Origin of the sequence: Pseudomonas sp. (genome assembly GCF_040514055.1) — a bacterium.
In the GTDB taxonomy this organism is placed as follows: domain Bacteria; phylum Pseudomonadota; class Gammaproteobacteria; order Pseudomonadales; family Pseudomonadaceae; genus Aquipseudomonas.
In genome coordinates this window covers 66,880-89,262 of sequence record NZ_JBEVDL010000094.1, presented here as the reverse complement: position 1 = coordinate 89,262, position 22,383 = coordinate 66,880, and the positions used below count along the sequence as shown (strand labels likewise).

Below are 22,383 nucleotides of genomic sequence, written 5' to 3'. Positions count from 1 at the left end.
CACGGGGGTCCGACGGCCTCTGCCCTGCACGGAGTCCACGGCCATGCGTAGCACCGGGGTGTTGCACGTCGACAGCGAAATCGTCGTGCCGTTTTTCGACGTCGACATGCTGGAGATCGTCTGGCACGGGCACTACGTCAAGTACCTGGAGGTGGCCCGCTGCGCCCTGCTGGACAAGCTCCAGCACAACTACCTGCAGATGCGCGCCAGTGGCTACGCCTGGCCGGTGATCGACCTGCAGCTGCGCTATATCCGTGGCGCCACGTTCGGCCAGCGGATCATCGTCCGCGCCGACCTGGTGGAATGGGAAAACCGCCTGAAGATCAACTACCTGATCAGCGACGCCGTCACCGGCGAGCGCATGACCCGTGGCAGCAGCGTGCAGGTCGCGGTCGAGATCGCCACCCGCGAAATGCAACTGGCCTCGCCGCGGGTGTTTGTCGACGCCGTGCAGCAGGCGCTGGCGTGATCCGCACGGCGCGGCGACTGGGCGTCCGGCTGCTGCTGCTCAGCCTGCTGGGCAGCGGCGGCGCCTGGGCATTCGACTTGCCAGCGCTGAGCGCCCAGCTGGGCCAGGCCAAGGTGGTGCGCGGCGAATTCACCCAGGAGAAATTCCTCCGGGCCCTGCCCCAGCCCTTGACCAGCCACGGCCGTTTTGTGATGGCCCAGCAGCAGGGGCTGCTCTGGCTGCTGCAGCGCCCGCTGCAGCAGGACTACCGCATCGATGCCCGCGGTATTGCTCGGCGCACCGACGGTGGCTGGCAAGCGGTGGCGCAGCAAGGCGCCAGCGCCCAGCAGAACCGGCTGTTCCTGGCCGTGCTGCAGGGCGACAGCAGCGGCCTGCAACGGGATTTCGAGCTGAGCCTCAGCGGCTCGGCGCAGGCCTGGCAGCTGCGCCTGGTGCCGCGCTCGAGCCTGCTCAAGCAGATTTTCAACGCCATCCAGATCCAGGGCGGCGCCCTGGTGCAACGCATCGAGCTGCTGGAAACCCAGGGCGACCGCAGTGTCCTGACCCTGCTGAACAACAGCGCGGCGGATGTGCTGGACCCGACGGAGCGCCAGGCCTTTGAATAAGGACGCCGGCAGCCCGGGGCACTGGGCGGCATTTCAGCGCTGGGCGCCACGCGCCTTTGTGCTGCTGTTGCTGGCGGTGCTGGCGCTCGGCGCCTGGCAATGGCGCCTGGGGCCGCCGGTGACCGCCAACCTGCTGGCACTGGTGCCCGACAGCGCCGCCGATGCGCTTACCCTGGCCGCCGAGCGGCGCATGCAGGAGCCACTGAACCGCGACCTGGTGCTGCTGATCCAGCACCCCGATCAGGAGCAGGCCGGGGCGCTGGTCAATGCGATTGGCGCCGAGCTGCAAGCCAGTGGGCTGTTCGAACGGGTGCAATGGAGCCTGCAGGCCGACCTGCCAGCCCTGCGCCAGCAGGTGCTGCAGGGCCGCCTGGGCATGCTCGGCGCCCTCGACCGGCAGCGCTTGATCGATCAGCCCGCGGCCTTTGTCGAGCAACGGGTTCAGGCCCTCTATGCGCCCTTCGACGGCATCGGCCTGCTGCCCCCCGACCAGGACTGGCTGGGCCTCGGCCAGGCGATCCAGCGCAACCTGCCGCGCAGCGGCAATGTGCAGGCCGGCCTGGACGGCAGCCTGCTGGCCCAGGACCAGGGGCAAAGCTGGCAGGTGCTGCGCGCGCGCACCCGCGATGACGCCTTCGACAGCCAGCTGCCGCTGCAGGTGGCCGACCAGGTGGACGCCGCCCGGGCACGCGCGCAGGCCGCGCACGGCCAGTTGCTGGCCACCAGCGGTTTGCTCTATGCCGCCCACGGCCAGCGCCAGGCCCGCCAGGAAATCAGTTGGATAGGCGGAATCTCGACGGTCGCGACCCTGTTGCTGATGCTGTTGATGTTTCGCCGCGTGCGGGTACTCAGCGCCTTTCTGCCCGCCGCGTTCGGGGTGGTCACCGGCGTGGTGGCCTGCGTCGCGGTCTTTGGCCAGATCCATGTGCTGACCCTGGTGCTGGGCGCCAGCCTGATCGGCGTGGCCATCGACTACCCGCTGCACCTGTTGTCCAAGAGCTGGAGCCTGCAGCCCTGGCACAGCTGGCAGGCGCTGCGCGCCACGCTGCCGGGCCTGAGCCTGGGCCTGGCGACCAACTGCCTGGGCTACCTGGCGCTGGCCTTTACGCCGTTCCCGGCGCTGGCCCAGGTGGCGGTGTTTTCCGCCGCCGGCCTGCTCGGCTGCTACCTGGGTACGGTGTGCCTGCTGCCGGTCCTGCTCGGGCGGGCGCCGCTACGCCCCTGGGCAGCGCCCCTGGGCCTGGCGCGGCGCCTGCTGGCCTGGCGCGAGGCACTGCTGCGGCGGGTGGGCAGCCCGCTATTACTCGTGGTGCTGCTGCTGTTCTGCGCCGGCGGGGTCAGCCAGCTGGAACGCCACGATGACCTGCGCCAGTGGATCAGCAGCCCGCCCCAGTTGCTCGAAGAGGCCCAGGCCATCAGCCGCATCAGCGGCTTCCAGCCCACCAGCCAGTTTTACCTGGTGCGCGCCAGCGACCAGACGCAGTTGCTGCAACGCCAGGCGGCGCTGGCACGGCGCCTGGACGGCCTGGTCCAGCAAGGCGCACTGGGCGGCTACCTGGCGCTGAGCCAGCTGCTGGCCCCCGTGGCCGAACAACAGCGGTTGCGCCAGGCGCTAAGCCACCTGCCAGCCCACGCCCAACCGCTCCATGCGCTGGGGGTGACCCCGGCGGCGCTGGCGGCGGAAATCCAGGCCCTGCAAGCCCTGCCCGACCTCGACCTGCAGCAGGCCCTGGCCGGCCCCCTGGGCGAGCCGTGGCGGCCGCTCTGGCTGGGCGCCGATGCCGACGGCGTGACCGGCCTGGTCAGCCTGCAGGGCTTGCGCGACCCCAGCGTGCTGGCCGCCCAGGCCCAGGGCCTGGACGGCGTGCGGCTGGTCGACCGCCTCGGTGAATTGAACCGGCTATTTGTCGCCACCCAGCTGAGCGCCGCCGAATTGAAGCTGCTGTCGTGCCTGCTGATCCTCGGCCTGCTGTGCCTGCCGTTCGGCCTCGGCGGCGCGCTGCGTACTCTCGGCGTATCCCTGTTACCGGCGCTGGCGGCGTTGGCGAGCCTGGGCTGGCTGGGCCAACCGCTGACCCTGTTCAGCCTGTTCGGCCTGTTGCTGGTCACCGCCATCGGCGTCGATTATTCGATCATCATGCGCGAACGGGTTGGTGGCGCGGCCACCAGCCTGCTAGGTACCCTGCTGGCCGCGCTGACCACCTGGCTGGCGTTCGGCCTGCTGGCCTTGTCGAGCACGCCGGCGGTGAGCAACTTCGGCCTGGCCGTGGGCCTGGGCCTGGTGTTCAGCTTTCTGCTGGCGCCCTGGGCGGCCAGCGAAACGGCGCCGGCACCTCTTGTGGAGATCGAACGATGAGCATCGCGCTGTTCTGGGCGCTGACCTGGCTGTTGTTCAACCTGGCCAGCCATTTCGGCCGCCGACTGCGCCTGGTGCCCATCGTCAGCCAACTGTTATTTGCCAGCTTTGGCTTGCCGCTGCTGCTGTTGTACGGCATCGAGCCCGTGGCGGGCTTGAACGCCCAGGCCTTGTTGGCCCCTGCCGCGATCGGCTGGTTGTATGGCCTGAGCTTCGCCCTGCTGCTGGGCTGGATCCTCAGCGATGTGATCGACCTGGAACTGGACCTGCAGAGCGTGAAGATCGCCCTGCCGAGCTTCCTCGTACCCTTCGGCTGCGGCCTGGCCTGCGCGCTCTGGCTGCTGCCGCCGCAACCCTGGCTCAGCTCGGTGGCCATCGGCCTGCTGTTTTCCATCACGGCGATCCCGGTGCTCTACCTCTACCTGCAGAACATCGGCTACCCGGCGGCGGCCACCCGCCGCCTGCTGCACGCGGCGATCCTGATGGACCTGCTGTGCTGGAGCCTGTTCGCCCTGGCCCAGGGCAGCACCCAACTGGACCGCCTGCTCTGGCCGCTGCTCGGGGCCGTGTTGCCGCTGCTGTTGCGGGCCCTGGGCCTGCGCCACGGGCTGGCCTACAGCCTGCCGTTCTTCGCGCTGATGGTGCTGCTGCAACACTTCAAGCTCAACGCGCTGATCTTCGGCATCGGCTATATGCTGTGCCTGGCCTGGCTCAAGCTACCCTTCCGGCTGCCGCTGCCTGAGGCGCTCTGGCAACGCCTGCTCAACGGCCTGGCGATTCCGCTGATCCTGACCTGCGGCGTGTTGCAGGTGAACTTTCACACGGCCTGGCGCGATTATTCCTGGCTCTACCTCGGCACCTTGCTGGTGCTACCCGTGCTGAGCAAGCTGGCCGGCAACTGGCTCGGGCTGAGCTGGGCCGATCCCCAGGCCAGGCCGGCGCAGAAGTGGCGGGAAAGCCTGTTGCTGAATATCCGCGGCCTGACTGAAATCGTCTTTCTCAACCTGCTGCTGCAACAGCAGTTGATCGACCCCCTGGTGTATTTCAGTCTGCTGCTGATGAGCCTGTTTTCCACCCTGCTACCGGCCCTGCTCGGCATTCGCCAGGCCCCTGTCCCCCCTGAACCCCCAAGGAGCGTCCATGCTGTCCGCTAACCTGCCCACCCCCGAACAGCGTACCGTCGTGGTGATCGGCGCCGGTCCGGCCGGCGCCATCGCCGCCACCCTGCTCAAACGCCGCGGCCACGATGTGCTGGTACTCGAGCGTCAGCGCTTTCCGCGCTTTTCCATCGGTGAAAGCCTGCTCTCGCATTGCCTGGACTTCGTCGAGGAAGCCGGCATGCTCGAAGCCGTGCAGGCCGCCGGTTTTCAGCCGAAGAACGGCGCGGCGTTCGCCTGGGGCGAGCGCTACACCGATTTCGACTTCCGCGACAAATTCACCGAGGGCCATGGTTGGACGTTCCAGGTGCAGCGGGCCGACTTCGACAAGCTGCTGGCTGACCAGGCCGCGCTGCAGGGTGTGGAGATCCGCTACGAGGAGGAGATAGTCGCCGCCGACTTCAGCTCCGCGCAGCCCGCCTTGAGCGTGCGCCGCAGCGACGGCAGCCAGTATCAGGTGCAGTGCCGCTTCGTGCTCGATGCCAGCGGCTACGGCCGGGTGTTGCCGCGCCTGCTCGACCTGGAAGCACCGTCGAATTTCCCGGTGCGCCAGGCGCTGTTCACCCATGTCGAGGACCGCATCCAGGACCCGGCATTCGACCGCGACAAGATCCTTATCACCACCCACCCCGATCTGCGCGACGTCTGGTTCTGGACTATCCCGTTCAGCCAGGGCCGCTGCTCCCTGGGCGTGGTGGCCGATGCCACCCGCTACCAGGGCCGCCCCGCCGACCTGGACGCCTGCCTGCGCCAGTTTATCGAGGAGACGCCCAACCTTACGCGCCTGTTCCAGCACGCGCAGTGGGACACGCCGGTGCGCAGCCTGGGCGGCTATTCGGCCAACGTCAAAAGCCTGCACGGACCGGGATTCGCCCTGTTGGGCAACGCCGCGGAATTTCTCGACCCGGTGTTCTCCTCCGGCGTGACCATTGCCATGCGCTCGGCGAGCATGGCCGCCGGCCTGCTGCACCGCGAGCTGCAGGGCGAGGCGGTGGACTGGCAGGCCGAGTTCGCCGTGCCGCTCAAACGCGGGGTCGATACATTCCGCGCCTACGTCGAGGGTTGGTACGATGGCAGCTTCCAGGACGTGATCTACCACCAGGGCAGCTCCCCGGACATCCGCCGCATGATCAGCTCGATCCTCGCCGGTTATGCCTGGGACACGCGCAACCCGTACGTGGCCGAACCCCAACGGCGCCTGCGGGTGCTGGCCGAACTCTGCGCTACGGCGTGAACAGGACCCCCATGACCGCCCATTCGTCTCCCGTTGCCCGTCACTATGTCGAAGAGACCCGCTTCGGCTTCTGGTTCCTGCAGAGCCACGTCTGGCAACACCATGTGCTGCGGGTGGCGATCGCCGACCTGCGCGAGCTGATCGACCAGCCGCTGCCGGCCGCTGCCGTGCTGCTGGATGCCGGCTGTGGCCAGGGCCGCTCGTTCCGGCTGTTGCAGCAGGCCTTTGCGCCGGCGCGCCTGATCGGCCTGGACGCCGACCCCCATAGCCTGGCCATGAGCCAGGCCGAGGCCGACCGCCAGGGTCTGAAGGTCGAACTGCTGGCCAGCGACTGCGCGGCCATCGGCCTGCCGGACGCCAGCGTGGATATCCTGTTCTGCCACCAGACCTTTCATCACCTGGTGGAGCAGGAGCAGGCCCTGGCTGAATTCTGGCGCGTGCTCAAACCCGGGGGCTGGCTGCTGTTCGCCGAGTCGACCAAGGCCTATATCGACACCTGGGTGATTCGCTGGCTGTTCCGCCACCCCATGCACGTGCAGAAAAGCGCGGCGCAGTACCTGGACATGCTGCGCGAGCAGGGTTTCCAGTTTGGCGAAGCGAACCTCTCCTTTCCCTACCTGTGGTGGAGCCGCTCCACGGATTTCGGCCTACTGGAGCGCTGTGGCCTGCAAAAACCCAAGCCCCGCGGCCAGCGCGAGGAAACCCTGGTCAATGCCGCGGTGCGCAAACCCCTGGAGCCGCTCAGTTGAATCCGGCGCGGATAGGCGCCTGGGCACGGTTGCTGCTGATCGCCCTGCTGCTCGGCGGCTGCGCCAGCCCGGCGCCGCTGCCGGCGCAGTCACCGGCGCTGGCGCTGCCCCTGCAGCTGCATGTGCAGCGCCAGCAGGCGGCCGACAACCTGGATTGGCTGCTGGTGATCCAGGCCGAACCGGATGGCCTGCGCTGGTCCTTGCTCGACCCCCTGGGCGTGCCACTGGCCCGTCAACGCCTGGTCGATGGCCAGTGGCAGAACGACGGCCTGCTGCCACCCAACCCCGAAGCCCGTGAGCTGTTCGCCGCCTTACTGTTCGCCCTCAGCCCGGGCGCCGAACTGGCCCGGGCCTACCCCGGCCTCGACTGGCAGACCGACGACCAGCAGCGCAGCCTGCGCCAGGGCGACCGGCACTGGCAGGTACACTACCGGCAGGCATTGCGCTTCGAACTGCTGACCCAAGGCGAGCTGCGCTACAGCGTCGCGCCGCTGGTCCAGGAGAGCCGCCCATGACCGTCTACCTCAACGCCCTGGGCCTGGTCTGCGCCCTGGGTCGTGGCCAGGCGGCCGTCGCCGAGGCCTTGTTCGCCGGCACCGGCAGCAGCCTGCGCGCAGTGCACGACAGCATTCCGGGGCGCAGCCTGCTGGTCGGCGCGGTGCAGGATCCCTTGCCCGAGCTGCCGACGTCCTGGGGCCACAACGTCACGCGCAACAACCGGCTGCTGCTGGCCGCGGCGCTGGACATTGCCGAGCCCGTGCAACAGGCCATCCTGCGTTTTGGCGCGGCGCGCATCGGCGTGGTCTTGGGCACCAGCACCTCGGGCATCGCCGAAGCCAGCCAGGGCATCGCGCAGTTCCTGCACCAGGGCCAGTTGCCCGCCGACTACAGCTACCGGCAGCAGGAACTGGTGGCGCCGGCGCGCTTTCTCAGCGAATGGTTCGACCTCGCGGGCCCCAGTTACGCCATCTCCACCGCCTGTACGTCCAGTGCCCGGGCCTTGCTCAGCGCCCGGCGCCTGCTCGAGCAAGGCCTCTGCGATGCTGTGCTGTGCGGCGGCGTGGACAGCCTCTGCAACCTGACCCTGAACGGCTTCGCCGCCCTCGAGGCGGTGGCCAGCGAGCGCTGCAACCCCTTTTCACGCAACCGCCAGGGCATCAATATCGGCGAAGCCGCCGCGCTGTTTTTGCTGACGCGCGAGCCAACGCCCGGCCGACGTCCGATCGCCCTGCTGGGCGCCGGGGCCAGCTCCGATGCGCACCATATTTCCGCACCCGACCCCCAGGGATTGGGCGCCCAGGCGGCGATGCGCGCAGCCCTGGCCGATGCCGGCCTCGGCCCCGAGCAAATCGACTACCTGAACCTGCATGGCACCGCCACCCTGCACAACGACAGCATGGAGAGCCTTGCCGTGCAGGCCGTGTTCCCGCACCCGCTGCCCTGCTCCTCGAGCAAGCCCATGACCGGCCATACCCTCGGCGCCGCCGGGGCGCTGGAGGCGGCCTTCTGCTGGCTGAGCCTGAACGATTCCCTGGGTCGCGTGCCGCCACACCTCTGGGACGGCCAGAGCGACCCGCTGTGCGCGCCCCTGGACCTGGTCGAGACGGGTCGCCGGCTGCCGGCCGCACGGCACCTGATGAGCAACTCCTTCGCCTTCGGTGGCAGCAACGTCAGCCTGATTCTCGGTGTCCCTGCCGATCCGGAGGTGGCCCATGGTTGAATGGCCGATCGCCGAACTGCTGCCCCATGCCGGTGACATGATCTTGATCGACCGCGTGGTCGACTTCGGCCCGGAGCATGTACACACCCAGCTGCGCGTGCGTCCGGACGGCCTGTTCAGCCTGCCCGACGGCAGCCTGCCAGCCTGGGTCGGCGTCGAGTTGATGGCCCAAAGCGTGGCCGCTTATGCCGGTTGCCAATCGCGCCTGCTCAGCGAACCGGTACAACTGGGTTTCCTGCTCGGCACCCGCAGTTTTCAGTGCAACGTCGAGGCGTTTGCGGCCGGCATCGACCTGGATATCCACGCGCTGCGTTCGCTGCAGGACGACAACGGCATGGGCGTCTTCGAGTGCCGGATCAGCGGGCCTGGCGTTCTCGCCGAGGCACGCCTGAGCGTCTTCCGCCCGCCCCAGGTGGCCAGCTATCTGCAGGAACCTGGCCATGACTGAGACCTGCCCCGTTTTCGAGGCCTCCGGCGACCGGCTGCGGCCGGGCCTTCACTTATCAGTACAACGAGCACACCCATGAGCGAAACCATCCTGGTCACCGGTTCCAGCCGCGGTATCGGCCGCGCCATCGCCCTGCGCCTGGCGCGGGCCGGCTATGACCTGGTGCTGCACTGCCGCAGCGGCCGTACCGAAGCCGAAGCCGTGGCCGAGGAAATCGCCGCCCTGGGTCGCCAGGCGCGGATCCTGCAATTCGACGTGGCGGACCGCGGCGCCTGCCGGACCCAGCTGGAAGCCGACGTCGAGGCCCATGGCGCTTACTACGGCGTGGTCTGCAACGCCGGGCTGACCCGCGACGGCGCCTTTCCCGCGCTCAGCGAGGAGGATTGGGACTTGGTCATGCGCACTAACCTGGACGGCTTCTACAATGTCCTGCAACCGCTGTGCATGCCGATGATCCGCCGTCGCCAGCCGGGCCGCATCGTTTGCATCACCTCGGTGTCGGGGCTGATCGGCAACCGCGGGCAGGTCAACTACAGCGCCTCCAAGGCCGGCGTTATCGGTGCCGCCAAGGCCCTGGCGATCGAGCTGGGCAAGCGCAAGATCACCGTCAACTGCGTGGCTCCGGGGCTGATCGATACCGCCATGCTGGACGAAAACGTGCCTGTCGAGGAGTTGCTGAAGATGATCCCGGCACAGCGCATGGGCACCCCCGAAGAGGTCGCCGGTGCGGTGAATTTCCTGATGTCGAGCGAGGCGGCCTATATCACCCGCCAGGTGCTCGCGGTGAACGGCGGCCTGTGCTGATGAAACGCGTAGTGGTGACCGGCATGTCCGGCGTGACGTCCCTGGGCAGCGACTGGACCAGCATCGAAGCCAACTTCCTGGCCAACCGCAGTGGCATCCGCCGCATGCACGAGTGGGACCGTTTCACCGAGTTGAACACCCGACTGGGCGGGCCGATCGATGACTTCGCCGTGCCCAAGCATTGGAGCCGCAAGCAGCTGCGCAGCATGGGCCGGGTCTCGCGCCTGGTGGTCAAGGCCGCCGAGCAGGCGCTGGAGCATGCCGGCCTGCTGCACGACCCGAGCATCCGCGATGGGCGCATGGGTGTGGCCTGCGGCTCCTCCACCGGCAGCACCGAGGAGGTCAAGGCCTTTGGCAATATGCTGCTCAACTCGGTGGCCGACGGGCTCAATGCCAACTCCTATATCCGCATGATGCCGCACACCACCGCGGCCAACCTGAGCATCTTCTTTGGCCTCAAGGGCCGCCTGATACCGACTTCCAGCGCCTGCACCAGTGGCAGCCAGGGCATCGGCTACGCCTACGAGGCGATCAAGTTCGGCCGCCTGCCGCTGATGCTGGCCGGCGGTGCCGAGGAGCTCTGTCCGACCGAGGCGATGGTCTTTGACGCCCTCTATGCCACCAGCCTGAAGAACGATGCGCCGCACAGCTCGCCACGCCCCTACGACAGCGAGCGCGACGGCCTGGTGATCGGCGAGGGCGCCGGCATCCTGGTGCTCGAGGAGCTCGAGCATGCCCTCGCCCGCGGCGCCACCATCCTGGCCGAGCTGGTGGGATTCGGCAGCAATGCCGATGGCCAGCACGCCACCAAACCCGAGCTATTGACCATGCGCCGGGCCATGGAACTAGCCCTCGAGGATGCCGGGCTGGAAGCCGCGGCCATCGGCTACGTGAATGGCCACGGTACCGCCACCGACCAGGGCGATATCGCCGAGACCCTGGCCACCCATAGCCTGTTCGGCGCGCGCATGCCGATCAGCTCGCAGAAGAGTTTCCTCGGACATACCCTGGGTGCCTGCGGTGCATTGGAGTCCTGGTTCTGCATCGAGATGCTCAACAGCGACCGTTATATCCACACGCTCAACCTGGACAGCATCGACCCCCGCTGCGGTGAGCTGGACTACCTCTGTGGCGAACCGCGGCAGATGAGCCATGAGTATGTAATGAACAACAATTTCGCCTTTGGCGGGGTCAACACCTCGCTGATTTTCCGGCGTTGGCGTTGAGCGGGAAAACGTCGGCGCCGCATCTGCATCCATGCAACAACAACGTCCGCAAAGGAGAGTGACCATGCAAGTGAAGAACTGGACCATCGGCGCGCTATTGCTCTGCAGCTTGCCCGGCGTCAGCCAGGCCCGCGACACCACCCACTACCTGCTGTTCGAGGCAGTGGTCGCCGAGGCCACCCAGGCCGGGCGCCTGGACGGCACGGTAAAATTCTACCTGGCCGGCAACAAACCCGCGGGCAAGGTCAGCGTGATCAACCCGAGCATCACCACCAGTCAGAAGACCAATGCCTTCAACAAGAGCGATGAGGGCGCTTGCAGCTGGGCCCTGCAGTCGGCGCTGATCAAGCTGCAGAACGCCGCCAAGGCCGCAGGCGCCAATGCCGTGACCGAGATCGTCAGCAACTACCAGAACAAAGAATACCGCGACCCGACGAAGTACGAATGCCATGCCGGCGCGATCATGGCCGGGGTAGCGCTCAAGGCACAGCTGGCTGCGGTCAAGTAAGTCGCGCGGGTCTGAATTCCCTGGCTGGGGTTATTAGCTGGCCGGGGAACGAAGGCTTTAAAGCCTGTAGGGTGGGCCGGGGCGCGTAGGTGCAGCGCAGCGATATCCGTGCCACACCCAACCCCATCCACGGAGCCGCTGATCACTCGCCATTGATGGGTATCGCTGCGCTCAACGGCATCCTACGCGGCCCTGATGGCCTCGGTACGGCTTGCCGGGCGGCACCGCCCCCCCGGGGGCGGTGATCGATCGGCCAGCATGGGTATCGCTGCGCTCAACGCCATCCTACGCGGCCGCGAGGGGCGCGATCAGCTGGTGTGGTAGGGCGCCGAAAGCTCGTGCACCGCTTCGAGGAAGGCACCGGCGTGGGCCGGATCGACCTCCGGGGTAATGCCATGGCCGAGGTTGAACACATGCCCCGAGCCCTGGCCGTAGCTGGCCAGGATACGGCCCACTTCGGCGCGGATGGCCGCCGGCTGCGCATAGAGCACGGTGGGGTCCATATTGCCCTGCAACGCCACCTGCTGGCCGACGCGACGACGGGCCTCGCCCAGGTCGCAGGTCCAATCCAGCCCCAGTGCATCGGCACCGCTGGCGGCGATCGACTCCAGCCACAGGCCGCCGTTCTTGGTGAACAGGATCACCGGCACCTGACGGCCGTCGTGCTCGCGAATCAGGCCGGCGACGATCTTTTGCATATAGGCCAGGGAGAATTCCTGGTAGGCCGCCGCCGACAGGTTGCCGCCCCAGGTATCGAAGATCTGCACCGCCTGGGCACCGGCGCGGATCTGGCCGTTGAGGTAGGCGGTGACCGATTGCGCCAACTTGTCCAGCAGCAGGTGCATGGCGGCCGGGTTGTCATAGAGCAGCGCCTTGGACTTGCGGAAATCCTTGGATGAACCCCCTTCGACCATATAGGTGGCCAGGGTCCAGGGACTGCCGGAAAAACCGATCAGCGGCACCCGGCCATCGAGCGCCGAGCGAATGGTACGCACCGCGTCCATCACATAGCCCAGGTCAGCTTCCGGGTCCGGGATCGGCAAGGCTTCGATATCCGCCAGGCTGCTGATCACCTTCTTGAAGCGCGGCCCCTCGCCGGTCTCGAAATACAGCCCCTGGCCCATGGCGTCGGGGATGGTCAGGATATCGGAGAACAGGATGGCCGCGTCCAGCTGCGGGTAACGGTCCAGCGGCTGCAGCGTGACCTCGCAGGCGAACTGCGGGTTCTGCATCAGCGCCATAAAGTCGCCGGCCTTCGCGCGGCTGGCGCGGTACTCCGGCAAGTAGCGGCCGGCCTGGCGCATCATCCACACCGGGGTCATGTCCACCGGCTGTTTGAGCAGGGCACGCAGGAAACGGTCGTTTTTCAGGGGGGTCATGGCAGTACCTGAGAAAAGGGCAGCGGCAAAAAGTGCGCGCATTGTCGCAAAGCACAAAACAAAAGGCACGGCGAGTGCCGTGCCTTTTGTCCATCAGGTTGACCCAAATCAGCCGGCAGGATGGGTTAGCCGAAGGCGTAACCCATCACCACGGCCCATGGGTATCGCTACGCTCAACCCATCCTACGCGAGCTGGGTCAGACCTGGAGGTAATCCAGAATCCCTTCGGCAGCCTGCCGCCCCTCGAAAATCGCCGTCACCACCAGATCGGAACCGCGCACCATGTCGCCACCGGCGAAGATCTTCGGGTTGCTGGTCTGGTGCTTGAACTGCGACTGTTCGGGAGCGACCACCCGGCCCTGGCTGTCGATCTGGATACCGTACTGCTCGAACCAGGGCGCCGGGCTGGGGCGGAAGCCGAAGGCGATGACCACGGCATCGGCCGGGATGATCTCTTCGGAACCGGGGATTGGCTCAGGGCTGCGACGACCACGGGCATCCGGTTCACCGAGACGGGTTTCGACCACCTTGACGCCTTCGACCTTGTCCTCGCCAACAATCGCGATCGGCTGGCGGTTGTAGAGGAACTTGACGCCTTCTTCCTTGGCGTTCTTCACTTCCTTGCGCGAGCCCGGCATGTTCTCTTCGTCGCGCCGGTAGGCACAGGTCACCGCCTTGGCGCCCTGGCGAATGGAGGTGCGGTTGCAGTCCATCGCGGTATCGCCACCGCCCAGGACCACCACCTTCTTGCCCTTCATGTCGATAAAATCTTCCGGCGACTTTTCGAACCCGAGGTTGCGGTTGACGTTGGCGATCAGGAAATCCAGGGCGTCATAAACGCCCGGCAGGTCCTCGCCGGCAAAACCGCCTTTCATGTAGGTGTAAGTACCCATGCCCATGAAAACCGCGTCGTAGTCGGCAAGCAGTTGCTCGACGGTCACGTCCTTGCCGACTTCGGTGTTCAGGCGGAACTCGATGCCCATGCCGGTGAAAATCTCTCGGCGCCGGCTCAGCACACTTTTTTCCAGCTTGAACTCGGGGATGCCAAACGTCAGCAGACCGCCGATTTCCGGGTTCTTGTCGAACACCACCGGGCTGACGCCGTTGCGCACCAGCACATCGGCGCAGCCCAGACCGGCCGGGCCGGCACCGATGATCGCGACCTTCTTGCCGGTCGGCACCACCTTGGACATGTCCGGACGCCAGCCCATGGCAAAGGCGGTGTCGGTGATGTACTTCTCCACCGAGCCGATGGTCACCGCGCCGAAGCCGTCGTTCAGGGTACAGGCACCTTCGCACAGGCGGTCCTGGGGGCACACCCGGCCACAGACTTCCGGCAGGGTATTGGTCTGGTGAGCCAGTTCGGCGGCGGCCAGGATATTGCCTTCCGAGACCAGCTTGAGCCAGTTCGGGATGTAGTTGTGCACCGGGCACTTCCACTCGCAATAGGGGTTGCCGCAGCCCAGGCAGCGGTGCGCCTGGTCGGCGGCCTGGGCCGGCTTGAACGGTTCGTAGATCTCGACGAACTCCTTCTTGCGCTGGCGCAGAAGTTTCTTCTTCGGATCCTTGCGCCCGACCTCGATAAACTGGAAGTCGTTATTCAGACGCTCAGTCATGTGCAAAACCTCTTAACAGCAGCGGCGAGCCATAAGCTACGAGCCGCAGGACAATCATGCTGGACCGGCTGGCCCTGCGCTGCGAGCAGCTCAGGGCCAGCCGCCACGTTATTGCGGGTTGGCCCGGGTGCTGGAGAGCAACGAACCCAGGCTCGCGGCCTTGGGCTTGACCAGCCAGAACTTGCGCAGGTAATCGTCCAGGTTTTCCAGCAGGTTGCGGCCCCACTCGCTGGCGGTTTCCGCCACGTATTCGATCAGCACGCGCTCCAGGTGGCTGCGGTACGACTCCATGGACTCGTTATTGATCCGCTGGATCTCCACCAGTTCGTGGTTGACCCGGTCGACGAAGCTGTTGTCCAGGTCCAGCACGTAGGCGAAGCCACCGGTCATACCCGAACCGAAGTTGTAGCCGGTACGGCCCAACACGCAGACGAAGCCACCGGTCATGTATTCGCAGCAATGGTCGCCCGTGCCCTCGACGACCGTATGGGCGCCGGAGTTACGCACCGCGAAGCGCTCGCCGGCGGTACCGGCAGCGAACAGTTTGCCGCCGGTGGCACCGTACAGGCAGGTATTGCCGATGATGGCGCTGTCCTGGGTCTTGAACGGGCTGCCGAGCGGCGGAACTATCACCAGCTTGCCGCCGGTCATGCCCTTGCCGACGTAATCGTTGGCGTCGCCTTCCAGGTTCAGGTGCAGGCCACCGGCGTTCCAGACGCCAAAGCTCTGCCCGGCCGTGCCCTTGAAGCGGAACGTGATCGGCGCCTTGGCCATGCCCTGGTTACCGTGGGCCCGGGCAATTTCGCCGGAGACCCGGGCACCAATGGAGCGATCGCAGTTGCAGATATCCAGTTCGAACTGAGCGCCGCTCTTGCTGGCGATCGCCGCACCGGCCAACTCCACCATGCGCTCGGCCAGCAGCCCCTGGTCGAAGGGCGGGTTGCGCTCGACGCCACAGAACTGTGGCTTGTCGGCCGGGATATGGTCGCTACCGAGCAACGGGGTCAGGTCCAGATGGTTCTGCTTGGCGGTTTCGCCCGGCAGGATGTCCAGCAGGTCGGTACGTCCGATCAGTTGTTCCAGGCTGGCAACACCCAGCTTGGCCAGCCATTCGCGGGTTTCCTCAGCGACGAAGGTGAAGAAATTCATCACCATCTCGACGGTGCCGATGAAGTGGTCCTTGCGCAGCTTGTCGTTCTGCGTGGCCACGCCGGTGGCGCAGTTGTTCAGGTGACAGATGCGCAGGTACTTGCAACCCAGGGCGATCATCGGCGCGGTGCCGAAGCCAAAACTCTCGGCGCCGAGGATGGCGGCCTTGATCACGTCCAGGCCGGTCTTCAAGCCGCCGTCGGTCTGCACCCGGACCTTGCCGCGCAGGTCGTTGCCGCGCAGGGTCTGGTGGGTCTCGGCCAGCCCCAGTTCCCAGGGTGCACCGGCATACTTGATCGAGGTGATGGGCGAGGCACCGGTGCCACCGTCATACCCGGAGATGGTGATCAGGTCCGCGTAGGCCTTGGCCACCCCGGCGGCGATGGTGCCGACCCCGGCTTCGGCCACCAGCTTGACCGAGACCAGCGCCTTGGGGTTGACCTGCTTGAGGTCGTAGATCAGCTGCGCCAGGTCCTCGATGGAGTAGATATCGTGGTGCGGCGGCGGCGAGATCAGGGTCACGCCGGGCACCGCATAGCGCAGCCGGGCGATCAGGCCGTTGACCTTGCCACCGGGCAGCTGGCCGCCCTCGCCGGGCTTGGCGCCCTGGGCGACCTTGATCTGCAGCACCTCGGCGTTGACCAGGTATTCCGGAGTGACGCCGAACCGGCCGGTCGCCACCTGCTTGATCTTCGAGCTCTTGACCGTGCCGTAACGGGCAGGGTCTTCGCCGCCCTCACCGGAGTTGGAGCGCGCGCCCAGGCGGTTCATCGCCTCGGCGATGGCCTCGTGGGCTTCCGGCGACAAGGCGCCGAGGGAGATCCCGGCGGAATCGAAACGCTTGAGGATGGCCTCCAGCGGCTCGACCTGCTCCAGCGCCAGCGGCTGTTCGGCCAGTTTCACCTGCAGCAGGTCGCGGATCATCGACACCGGGCGGGTGTCGACCAGCGTGGTGTATTCCTTGAATTTGGCGTAGCTGCCCTGCTGCACGGCCGCCTGCAGGGTGTTGACCACGTCCGGGTTGTAGGCGTGGTACTCGCCGCCGTAGACGAACTTGAGCAAACCGCCCTGCTGGATCTGCTTGCGGTTGTTCCAGGCTTCCTGGGCCAGCAGCTTCTGCTCGGCCTCGATGTCGACGAAACGCGCGCCCTTGATCCGGCTGGCCACGCCACGGAAACACAGTTCGACCACCTCGTCGGACAGGCCGACCGCCTCGAACAGCTGCGCGCCACGGTAGGACGCCACGGTGGAAATGCCCATCTTCGAGAGGATCTTCAGCAGCCCCTTGGAGATGCCCTTGCGGTAATGCTTGAAGACTTCGTAGAGATCGCCCAGCACTTCGCCGGTACGGATCAGGTCGCCCAGCACTTCATAGGCGAGGAAGGGGTAGACCGCCGACGCCCCAAAGCCCAGCAGCACCGCGTAGTGGTGCGGGTCGCGCGCGGTGGCGGTTTCCACCAGGATATTGCAGTCGCAACGCAGGCCCTTTTCCACCAGGCGATGGTGCACCGCGCCGGTCACCAGGGAGGCGTGGGCGGGCAACTTGCCCTCGGCGATAGCCCGGTCGCTCAGCACCAGCAGGGTCTTGCCACCGCGCACGGCCTCTTCGGCCTGGTCGGCCATGTTGCGCACGGCGGCTTCCAGCCCGACCGACTCATCGTAGTTGAGGTCGATCAGCTGGCGCTCGAAACCCGGGCGGTCCAGTTCCATCAAGGCGCGCCACTTGGCCGGCGAAATCACTGGCGAGCTGAGGATCACGCGGCTGGCGTGCTCGGGCGACTCCTCGAAAATATTGCGCTCGGCACCCAGGCAGATCTCCAGGGACATGACGATGGCTTCACGCAGCGGATCGATCGGCGGATTGGTCACCTGGGCGAATTGCTGGCGGAAATAGTCGTAGGTCGAGCGTACCCGCCGCGACAGCACCGCCATCGGCGTATCGTCGCCCATGGAGCCCACCGCTTCCTGGCCCTGCTCGGCCAACGGGCGCAGCACCTGATCACGCTCCTCGAAGGTGACCTGGAACATCTTCATGTAGTGCTTGAGCCGGTCGACTTCGTAGAACGCCGAGCCATGATCGTTATCGTCCAGGGTCGCGCGAATGCGCAGGGCATTCTTGCGCAGCCACTGCTTGTAGGGGTGACGCGACTTCAGGCGATTGTCGATATCGTCGGTGCTCAGCACCTGACCGGTTTCGGTGTCGACCGCGAAAATCTGCCCCGGGCCGACGCGGCCTTTGGCGATCACTTCGTCCGGGCGGTAGCCCCAGACGCCGATCTCCGAGGCCAGGGTGATGTAACCGTTGGTGGTGGTCACCCAGCGCGCCGGGCGCAGGCCGTTGCGGTCGAGCAGGCACACCGCGTGGCGACCGTCGGTCAAGACCACGCCCGCTGGGCCGTCCCAGGGCTCCATGTGCATGGAGTTGAATTCGTAGAAGGCACGCAAGTCGGCGTCCATGGTCTCGACGTTTTGCCAGGCTGGCGGAATCAGCATGCGCACGCCGCGGAACAGGTCGATGCCTCCGGTGACCATCAGCTCAAGCATGTTGTCCATGCTCGAGGAGTCCGAACCCACGCGATTGACCAGCGGGCCCAGCTCGTCCAGGTCGGGGATCAGTTCATTGGCAAACTTGGTACGCCGCGCCTGGGCCCAGTTGCGGTTGCCGGTGATGGTGTTGATCTCGCCGTTGTGGGCAAGAAAGCGGAACGGTTGGGCCAGCGGCCATTTCGGCAGGGTATTGGTGGAAAAACGCTGGTGGAACACACAGATGGCGGTCTGCAGGCGCTCGTCACCCAGGTCCGGGTAGAACTGCTGCAGGTCGGCCGGCATCATCAGGCCTTTGTAGATGATGGTCTTGTGCGACAGGCTGCAGATGTAGTGCTCGCTGTCGGCGGCATTGGCTACCGAGGAACGGCGCCGGGCGCTGAACAGCTTGATGGCGAAGTCCTGATCGCTCAGGCCTTCACCGGAAACGAACACCTGCTCGATGCGCGGCAGCCGCTCCAGGGCCAGGCGGCCCAGGACGCTGGTGTCGATAGGCACCAGGCGCCAACCGACCAGGCTCAGGCCCGCCGCCAGGATCTCGCGGTTCATGCACTCGCGCGCGAGCTCGGCCTTGGCCGCGTCCTGGTTGAAGAACACCATACCCACGGCGTACTGCTTGGGCAGGTCAACGGCAAAGTGTTCCCGGGCCATGGCACGCAGGAAGATGTCCGGCTTCTGCAGCAGCAACCCGCACCCGTCCCCGGTCTTGCCGTCGGCGTTGATGCCGCCACGGTGGGTCATGCAGGTCAACGCCTCGATGGCGGTCTGCAGCAGGTGATGGCTAGCCTCGCCCTGCATATGAGCGATCAGGCCGAAGCCGCAGTTATCCTTGAACTCATCAGGATGGTACAGACCTGCTTTCATAGGGAGACTCTCACCAGGCGCCTAAAAACAAGGCGTTTTACTTTACATTTCAAGCACTTACCATGCACGCAGGACGATACGCCAGCTTTGCGCAGGCAAAAGGGAGGTCATTGTACACAGCCGCCGGAAGGCTCACAAATTCTCGTGACGACTGCGCGAAAATTTATGTCGCTTTGATAGAAGGATTTGACCGGGAGGTCGTGCTAGCGACTACCCGGTCAGACAGTGCCCATGGCGACTAGCGCGCCCGGGCGACGTCCTGCTGAATGCTGGCGAAGGTACGGGGCCAGGGCTTGCTGGCCTGGACCTTGGCGGGCAGAGCCTTGATCGCCGCCTGCGCCGCCGGGCGAGTGGCAAAGCTACCATAGGTCACCACGTAGAGCGGTTTGCCCTGGTGCATTTTCTTGAAGTAGTGGTACTCCCCCCCTTGCTGAGCGACATAGGCCTTGGCGCCGCTTTCCGAGCTGGTGCCGAGGATCTGCAGCGCGAAATGCCCGCTGGTCTGACCGCGGTACCACTCGCCAGCGGCACCTGCACTGGCCACGGCGGGGGCGGTCGTTTTCTCAGGCGCCTTGATCACCGGCGGCTTTTCCACCGGCTTAGGCGCGACCACGACAGGGGTTTTTTCCGCCGGCTTGGGCGCTACCACGACGGGTGGCTTTGCCACAGGCTCAGGCGCCACAACCACGGGAAGCGGTGTCGTCGGCGCGGCTACCGCAGGCGGCGCGGGCACAGGCTGCGTCACCGGCTCCACCGGCGCTACAGCAACGGGCTCACTGGCGTTCGCTGGGGCTACGGGGTCAGATGGCCCACCGGGCATCGCTGCGCCCTCCTCGCCCTCTTCCAATCCGGAGGCCTGGGCCAGGGGCTCGCGAATCACTGGCTGCGCCTCGCCCACCAACGGCGCCTGCGCCGGCTGACTCGATCCGTCGAATTCGATTGCCGGCGGCGCTCCAGCCTCTACCGCTACCGGAGCCGCAGGCTGCAACGGCAACTCGGCGACCACGGGGACGCCCGGCTGGGTTTTGTCACCGCCCTGCATAAACCAGGCGGCACCCACGCCCATCGCCACCACCAGCAGCGCCAGCAGGTGCTTTTTCGGCAGGCTGAAGCCACCACGCTTGGCGCTGCCGCGCTGAGCCAGCATGGCTTCGACCAAGGTCTCGCGGGCGATCAGGTTGATGGCCCCCGGCCATCCGGCCGACTGCAGGTGGATGTCCGCCACCTGCTCGCTGGACAATATACCCAGCCCCTGTCCCGCCCCTTCCAAGCGCTGGGCCAGGTACTCGCGGGTTTCCTCTTCGGTATAGGGCAGCAGTTCGATGGCATGAAAACGCTCTTCACCGTCGGCCAGCAGTTCCAGACGCGGCAATAACGAGGACTCCCCGAACAAGAACACATGGGGCCGCCCCTGGGCGTTGCCTGCTGTCAGCAGCAACAGCACCTCGAGCGCCGCCTCGCTGAGCAGCTCGGCATCATCCACCAGCAGGTACACCTCCTGACCAGTCAACGCCAACTGCGCGACCTGGCCCAGGATACTGCTGACATCGGCCGGGGCGGAACTCAGGGCCTGGGCAATCTGCGCCAGCAGGCTGGCCGGATCCGCCGCACCGCGCGCGGACACCACCAGATTATGCACCGCCTGTTTGTTGGTGCTGGCCACCAAGGCTTGGCGCAGCAGTGTCTTGCCGCTGCCCTCGGGACCACTGACCACCAGCAGCAACTGGCTGTAGCGGGCCAGGTGATGTAACTGGCCGAGCACCGGCTTGCGCTGAGCCGGAAAAAACTTGAAACCCGGGACCCGCGCTGCGAAAGGGTCGTGAGTGAACTGGTAGTGGCCGAGGAAGGCCTCGTCGGCATGCAGACTGGTCATGGGGTTCTCATTGCTCTGTTAGCTGATCCACCAGGCCGCGGTAGTCCGCGCGCAGGGTGGCATCCAAGATTTCGCGAGGGAAGTCGCCGGTCACTACCGCCGCGCCCAGTTGCTTCAACAGCACCAGACGCAAACGACCCGCGATGACTTTTTTATCGACTGCCATGTGCTCGAGGAAATCGTCCGGGGCCATGGCCTGTGGCGGCACCACCGGCAAACCGGCCGCCTGTAACAAGCGTATTCCACGGTCTCGCTGGGCCGCACTCAACCAGCCCAGACGCTGTGACATTTCCAGCGCCATCACGGTGCCGGCGGACACCGCCTCACCGTGCAGCCAAACACCGTAGCCCATGTGAGTCTCGATCGCGTGGCCAAAGGTATGGCCCAGATTGAGGGTGGCGCGCACACCTGACTCGCGCTCATCGGCACCCACTACCCGCGCCTTGGCCAAACAGGAGCGCGCGACGGCCTCCGTCACGGCCTCGGGCTCGAGGCTTCGCAATGCCGGCATGTGCGCTTCCAGCCAACCCAGGAATGGCTCATCGCAAATCAACCCGTACTTGATCACCTCGGCCAGGCCGGCGGACAACTCACGCGCCGGCAAGCTGCTTAACGTCGAAGTATCGATGATCACGGCCTGGGGCTGATAAAAAGCCCCGACCATGTTCTTGCCCAGCGGATGGTTGATGCCGGTCTTGCCGCCGACCGAGGAGTCGACCTGGGACAACAGCGTAGTCGGCACCTGGATAAAATCGACGCCACGCTGGTAGCAGGAGGCGGCGAAACCGGCCATGTCGCCCACCACACCGCCGCCCAGGGCAATTACAGTGGTCGTTCGGTCATGGCGAGCCGTCAGCAGGCCATCGAAAATGGTTTGCAGGGTCTCCCAGGTCTTGAAAATCTCACCGTCCGGCAAAATGATCGGGACCACCTGATAGGCTGCCAGGGCCTCGCACAAGCGCTGCAGATACAAAGGCGCTACGGTCTCGTTGGTGACTATCGCCACCTGCTGACCACGGATATGCGGAGCGAAGAGTTCTCGGCGCGTCAGCAGATCCCCGCCGATATGGATGGGATAGCTGCGTTCACCGAGTTCGACCTGAAGAGTCTGCATAGGGCCCCCATAAGAAAGGGCGATAGGATAGCGCAGATCGACCCGCGCTTTAACGGGGAGGTAACGCGTCAAGGCGTTCGAGTATTTCCTGTACGACCATACGCGGCGGCCGCTCATCCGTTTCGACCACCACATCGGCGATTTCACGGTACAGCGGATCACGCACGGCCATCAGGTCGGCGAGCACCTTGCCGGGGTTCAGGGTGCGCAGCAGCGGGCGATTGCGGTCACGGGACGTACGGTCCAGTTGCTGCTCCACCGAGGTGTGCAAGTAGACCACCCGACCACCGTTGCGTAGCGCCTGACGGTTCTCTGGACGCATTACCGCCCCCCCACCAGTGGCCAAGACCACCCCTTGCAGCTCGCAGAGCTCACCAATCACTGCCTGTTCGCGCTCACGGAAACCCTGCTCACCTTCGACATCGAAGATCCAGGGAATGTTAGCACCGGTGCGCTGCTCGATTTCCTTGTCCGAATCCTTGAACGGAAACCGCAACTCCTTGGCCAGCAACCGCCCGATGGTGCTTTTACCCGCACCCATCGGGCCTACCAGAATCAGGTTACGCAC

Annotated in this window: 18 protein-coding genes; 12 read left to right on the top strand and 6 right to left on the bottom strand. The window is 65.9% G+C overall.

What is annotated here, in order from left to right; translation table 11 throughout:
- Positions 1-43 precede the first annotated feature (43 nt).
- The 12 genes from ABWY06_RS24725 (at position 44) to ABWY06_RS24670 (ending at position 11,276) form a co-directional block, all read left to right on the top strand.
- Positions 44-469, top strand: a complete 426-nt coding sequence (locus ABWY06_RS24725) for an acyl-CoA thioesterase (RefSeq protein WP_353928241.1) — start codon at positions 44-46, stop codon at positions 467-469.
- The gene (locus tag ABWY06_RS24720; RefSeq protein WP_502948250.1) at positions 469-1,074 is read left to right on the top strand and encodes an outer membrane lipoprotein carrier protein LolA; all 606 of its coding nucleotides are present in this window, start codon (positions 469-471) and stop codon (positions 1,072-1,074) included. Before ABWY06_RS24725 ends, ABWY06_RS24720 begins: the two co-directional genes overlap by 1 nt.
- The gene (locus tag ABWY06_RS24715; protein WP_353928240.1) at positions 1,067-3,430 is read left to right on the top strand and encodes an MMPL family transporter; all 2,364 of its coding nucleotides are present in this window, start codon (positions 1,067-1,069) and stop codon (positions 3,428-3,430) included. Before ABWY06_RS24720 ends, ABWY06_RS24715 begins: the two co-directional genes overlap by 8 nt.
- Positions 3,427-4,584 (top strand): cation:proton antiporter, encoded by a 1,158-nt coding sequence (locus ABWY06_RS24710; protein ID WP_353928239.1) that lies wholly within the window; start codon positions 3,427-3,429, stop codon positions 4,582-4,584. The genes ABWY06_RS24715 and ABWY06_RS24710 overlap by 4 nt, the downstream gene beginning before the upstream one ends.
- Positions 4,571-5,821 (top strand): NAD(P)/FAD-dependent oxidoreductase, encoded by a 1,251-nt coding sequence (locus ABWY06_RS24705; RefSeq protein ID WP_353928238.1) that lies wholly within the window; start codon positions 4,571-4,573, stop codon positions 5,819-5,821. The genes ABWY06_RS24710 and ABWY06_RS24705 overlap by 14 nt, the downstream gene beginning before the upstream one ends.
- Positions 5,822-5,832: 11 nt before the next feature.
- Positions 5,833-6,570 carry a class I SAM-dependent methyltransferase gene (locus tag ABWY06_RS24700; RefSeq protein ID WP_353928237.1) on the top strand — a complete coding sequence of 246 codons (738 nt, stop codon included), beginning with the start codon at positions 5,833-5,835 and terminating at the stop codon, positions 6,568-6,570.
- On the top strand, positions 6,567-7,085 hold the full coding sequence (locus ABWY06_RS24695) for a DUF3261 domain-containing protein (protein ID WP_353928236.1): 519 nt from the start codon (positions 6,567-6,569) through the stop codon (positions 7,083-7,085). Before ABWY06_RS24700 ends, ABWY06_RS24695 begins: the two co-directional genes overlap by 4 nt.
- Positions 7,082-8,290 (top strand): beta-ketoacyl-[acyl-carrier-protein] synthase family protein, encoded by a 1,209-nt coding sequence (locus tag ABWY06_RS24690; protein WP_353928235.1) that lies wholly within the window; start codon positions 7,082-7,084, stop codon positions 8,288-8,290. The genes ABWY06_RS24695 and ABWY06_RS24690 overlap by 4 nt, the downstream gene beginning before the upstream one ends.
- The gene (locus ABWY06_RS24685; protein WP_353928234.1) at positions 8,283-8,738 is read left to right on the top strand and encodes a hotdog family protein; all 456 of its coding nucleotides are present in this window, start codon (positions 8,283-8,285) and stop codon (positions 8,736-8,738) included. Before ABWY06_RS24690 ends, ABWY06_RS24685 begins: the two co-directional genes overlap by 8 nt.
- 75 nt (positions 8,739-8,813) lie before the next feature.
- Positions 8,814-9,542, top strand: a complete 729-nt coding sequence (gene fabG, locus ABWY06_RS24680) for a 3-oxoacyl-ACP reductase FabG (RefSeq protein ID WP_353928233.1) — start codon at positions 8,814-8,816, stop codon at positions 9,540-9,542.
- Positions 9,542-10,768 carry a beta-ketoacyl-ACP synthase gene (locus tag ABWY06_RS24675; protein ID WP_353928232.1) on the top strand — a complete coding sequence of 409 codons (1,227 nt, stop codon included), beginning with the start codon at positions 9,542-9,544 and terminating at the stop codon, positions 10,766-10,768. Before fabG ends, ABWY06_RS24675 begins: the two co-directional genes overlap by 1 nt.
- A 64-nt stretch (positions 10,769-10,832) precedes the next feature.
- Positions 10,833-11,276, top strand: coding sequence for an excinuclease (locus ABWY06_RS24670; protein WP_353928231.1), 444 nt, complete (start codon positions 10,833-10,835; stop codon positions 11,274-11,276).
- A gap of 308 nt (positions 11,277-11,584) precedes the next feature.
- On the opposite strand, the gene hemE is transcribed toward ABWY06_RS24670, so the two are convergent.
- The 6 genes from hemE to aroK all read right to left on the bottom strand — a co-directional run bounded on the left by hemE (position 11,585) and on the right by aroK (position 22,383).
- Positions 11,585-12,655 (bottom strand): uroporphyrinogen decarboxylase, encoded by a 1,071-nt coding sequence (gene hemE / locus ABWY06_RS24665; protein WP_353928230.1) that lies wholly within the window; start codon positions 12,653-12,655, stop codon positions 11,585-11,587.
- A 197-nt stretch (positions 12,656-12,852) separates the two neighbouring features.
- Complete coding sequence (locus ABWY06_RS24660) at positions 12,853-14,271, bottom strand: glutamate synthase small subunit GltD family protein (RefSeq protein ID WP_353928229.1); 1,419 nt, start codon at positions 14,269-14,271, stop codon at positions 12,853-12,855.
- A 108-nt stretch (positions 14,272-14,379) separates the two neighbouring features.
- Positions 14,380-18,828 carry a glutamate synthase large subunit gene (gene gltB, locus ABWY06_RS24655; protein WP_353928228.1) on the bottom strand — a complete coding sequence of 1,483 codons (4,449 nt, stop codon included), beginning with the start codon at positions 18,826-18,828 and terminating at the stop codon, positions 14,380-14,382.
- Positions 18,829-19,066: 238 nt separating this feature from the next.
- Entirely contained in the window at positions 19,067-20,701 is a 1,635-nt protein-coding gene (locus ABWY06_RS24650; protein ID WP_353928227.1) for an SPOR domain-containing protein, read from the bottom strand.
- Positions 20,702-20,708: 7 nt separating this feature from the next.
- Positions 20,709-21,815, bottom strand: a complete 1,107-nt coding sequence (gene aroB / locus ABWY06_RS24645) for a 3-dehydroquinate synthase (protein ID WP_353928226.1) — start codon at positions 21,813-21,815, stop codon at positions 20,709-20,711.
- A gap of 49 nt (positions 21,816-21,864) precedes the next feature.
- Positions 21,865-22,383 carry a shikimate kinase AroK gene (aroK, locus tag ABWY06_RS24640; protein WP_353928225.1) on the bottom strand — a complete coding sequence of 173 codons (519 nt, stop codon included), beginning with the start codon at positions 22,381-22,383 and terminating at the stop codon, positions 21,865-21,867.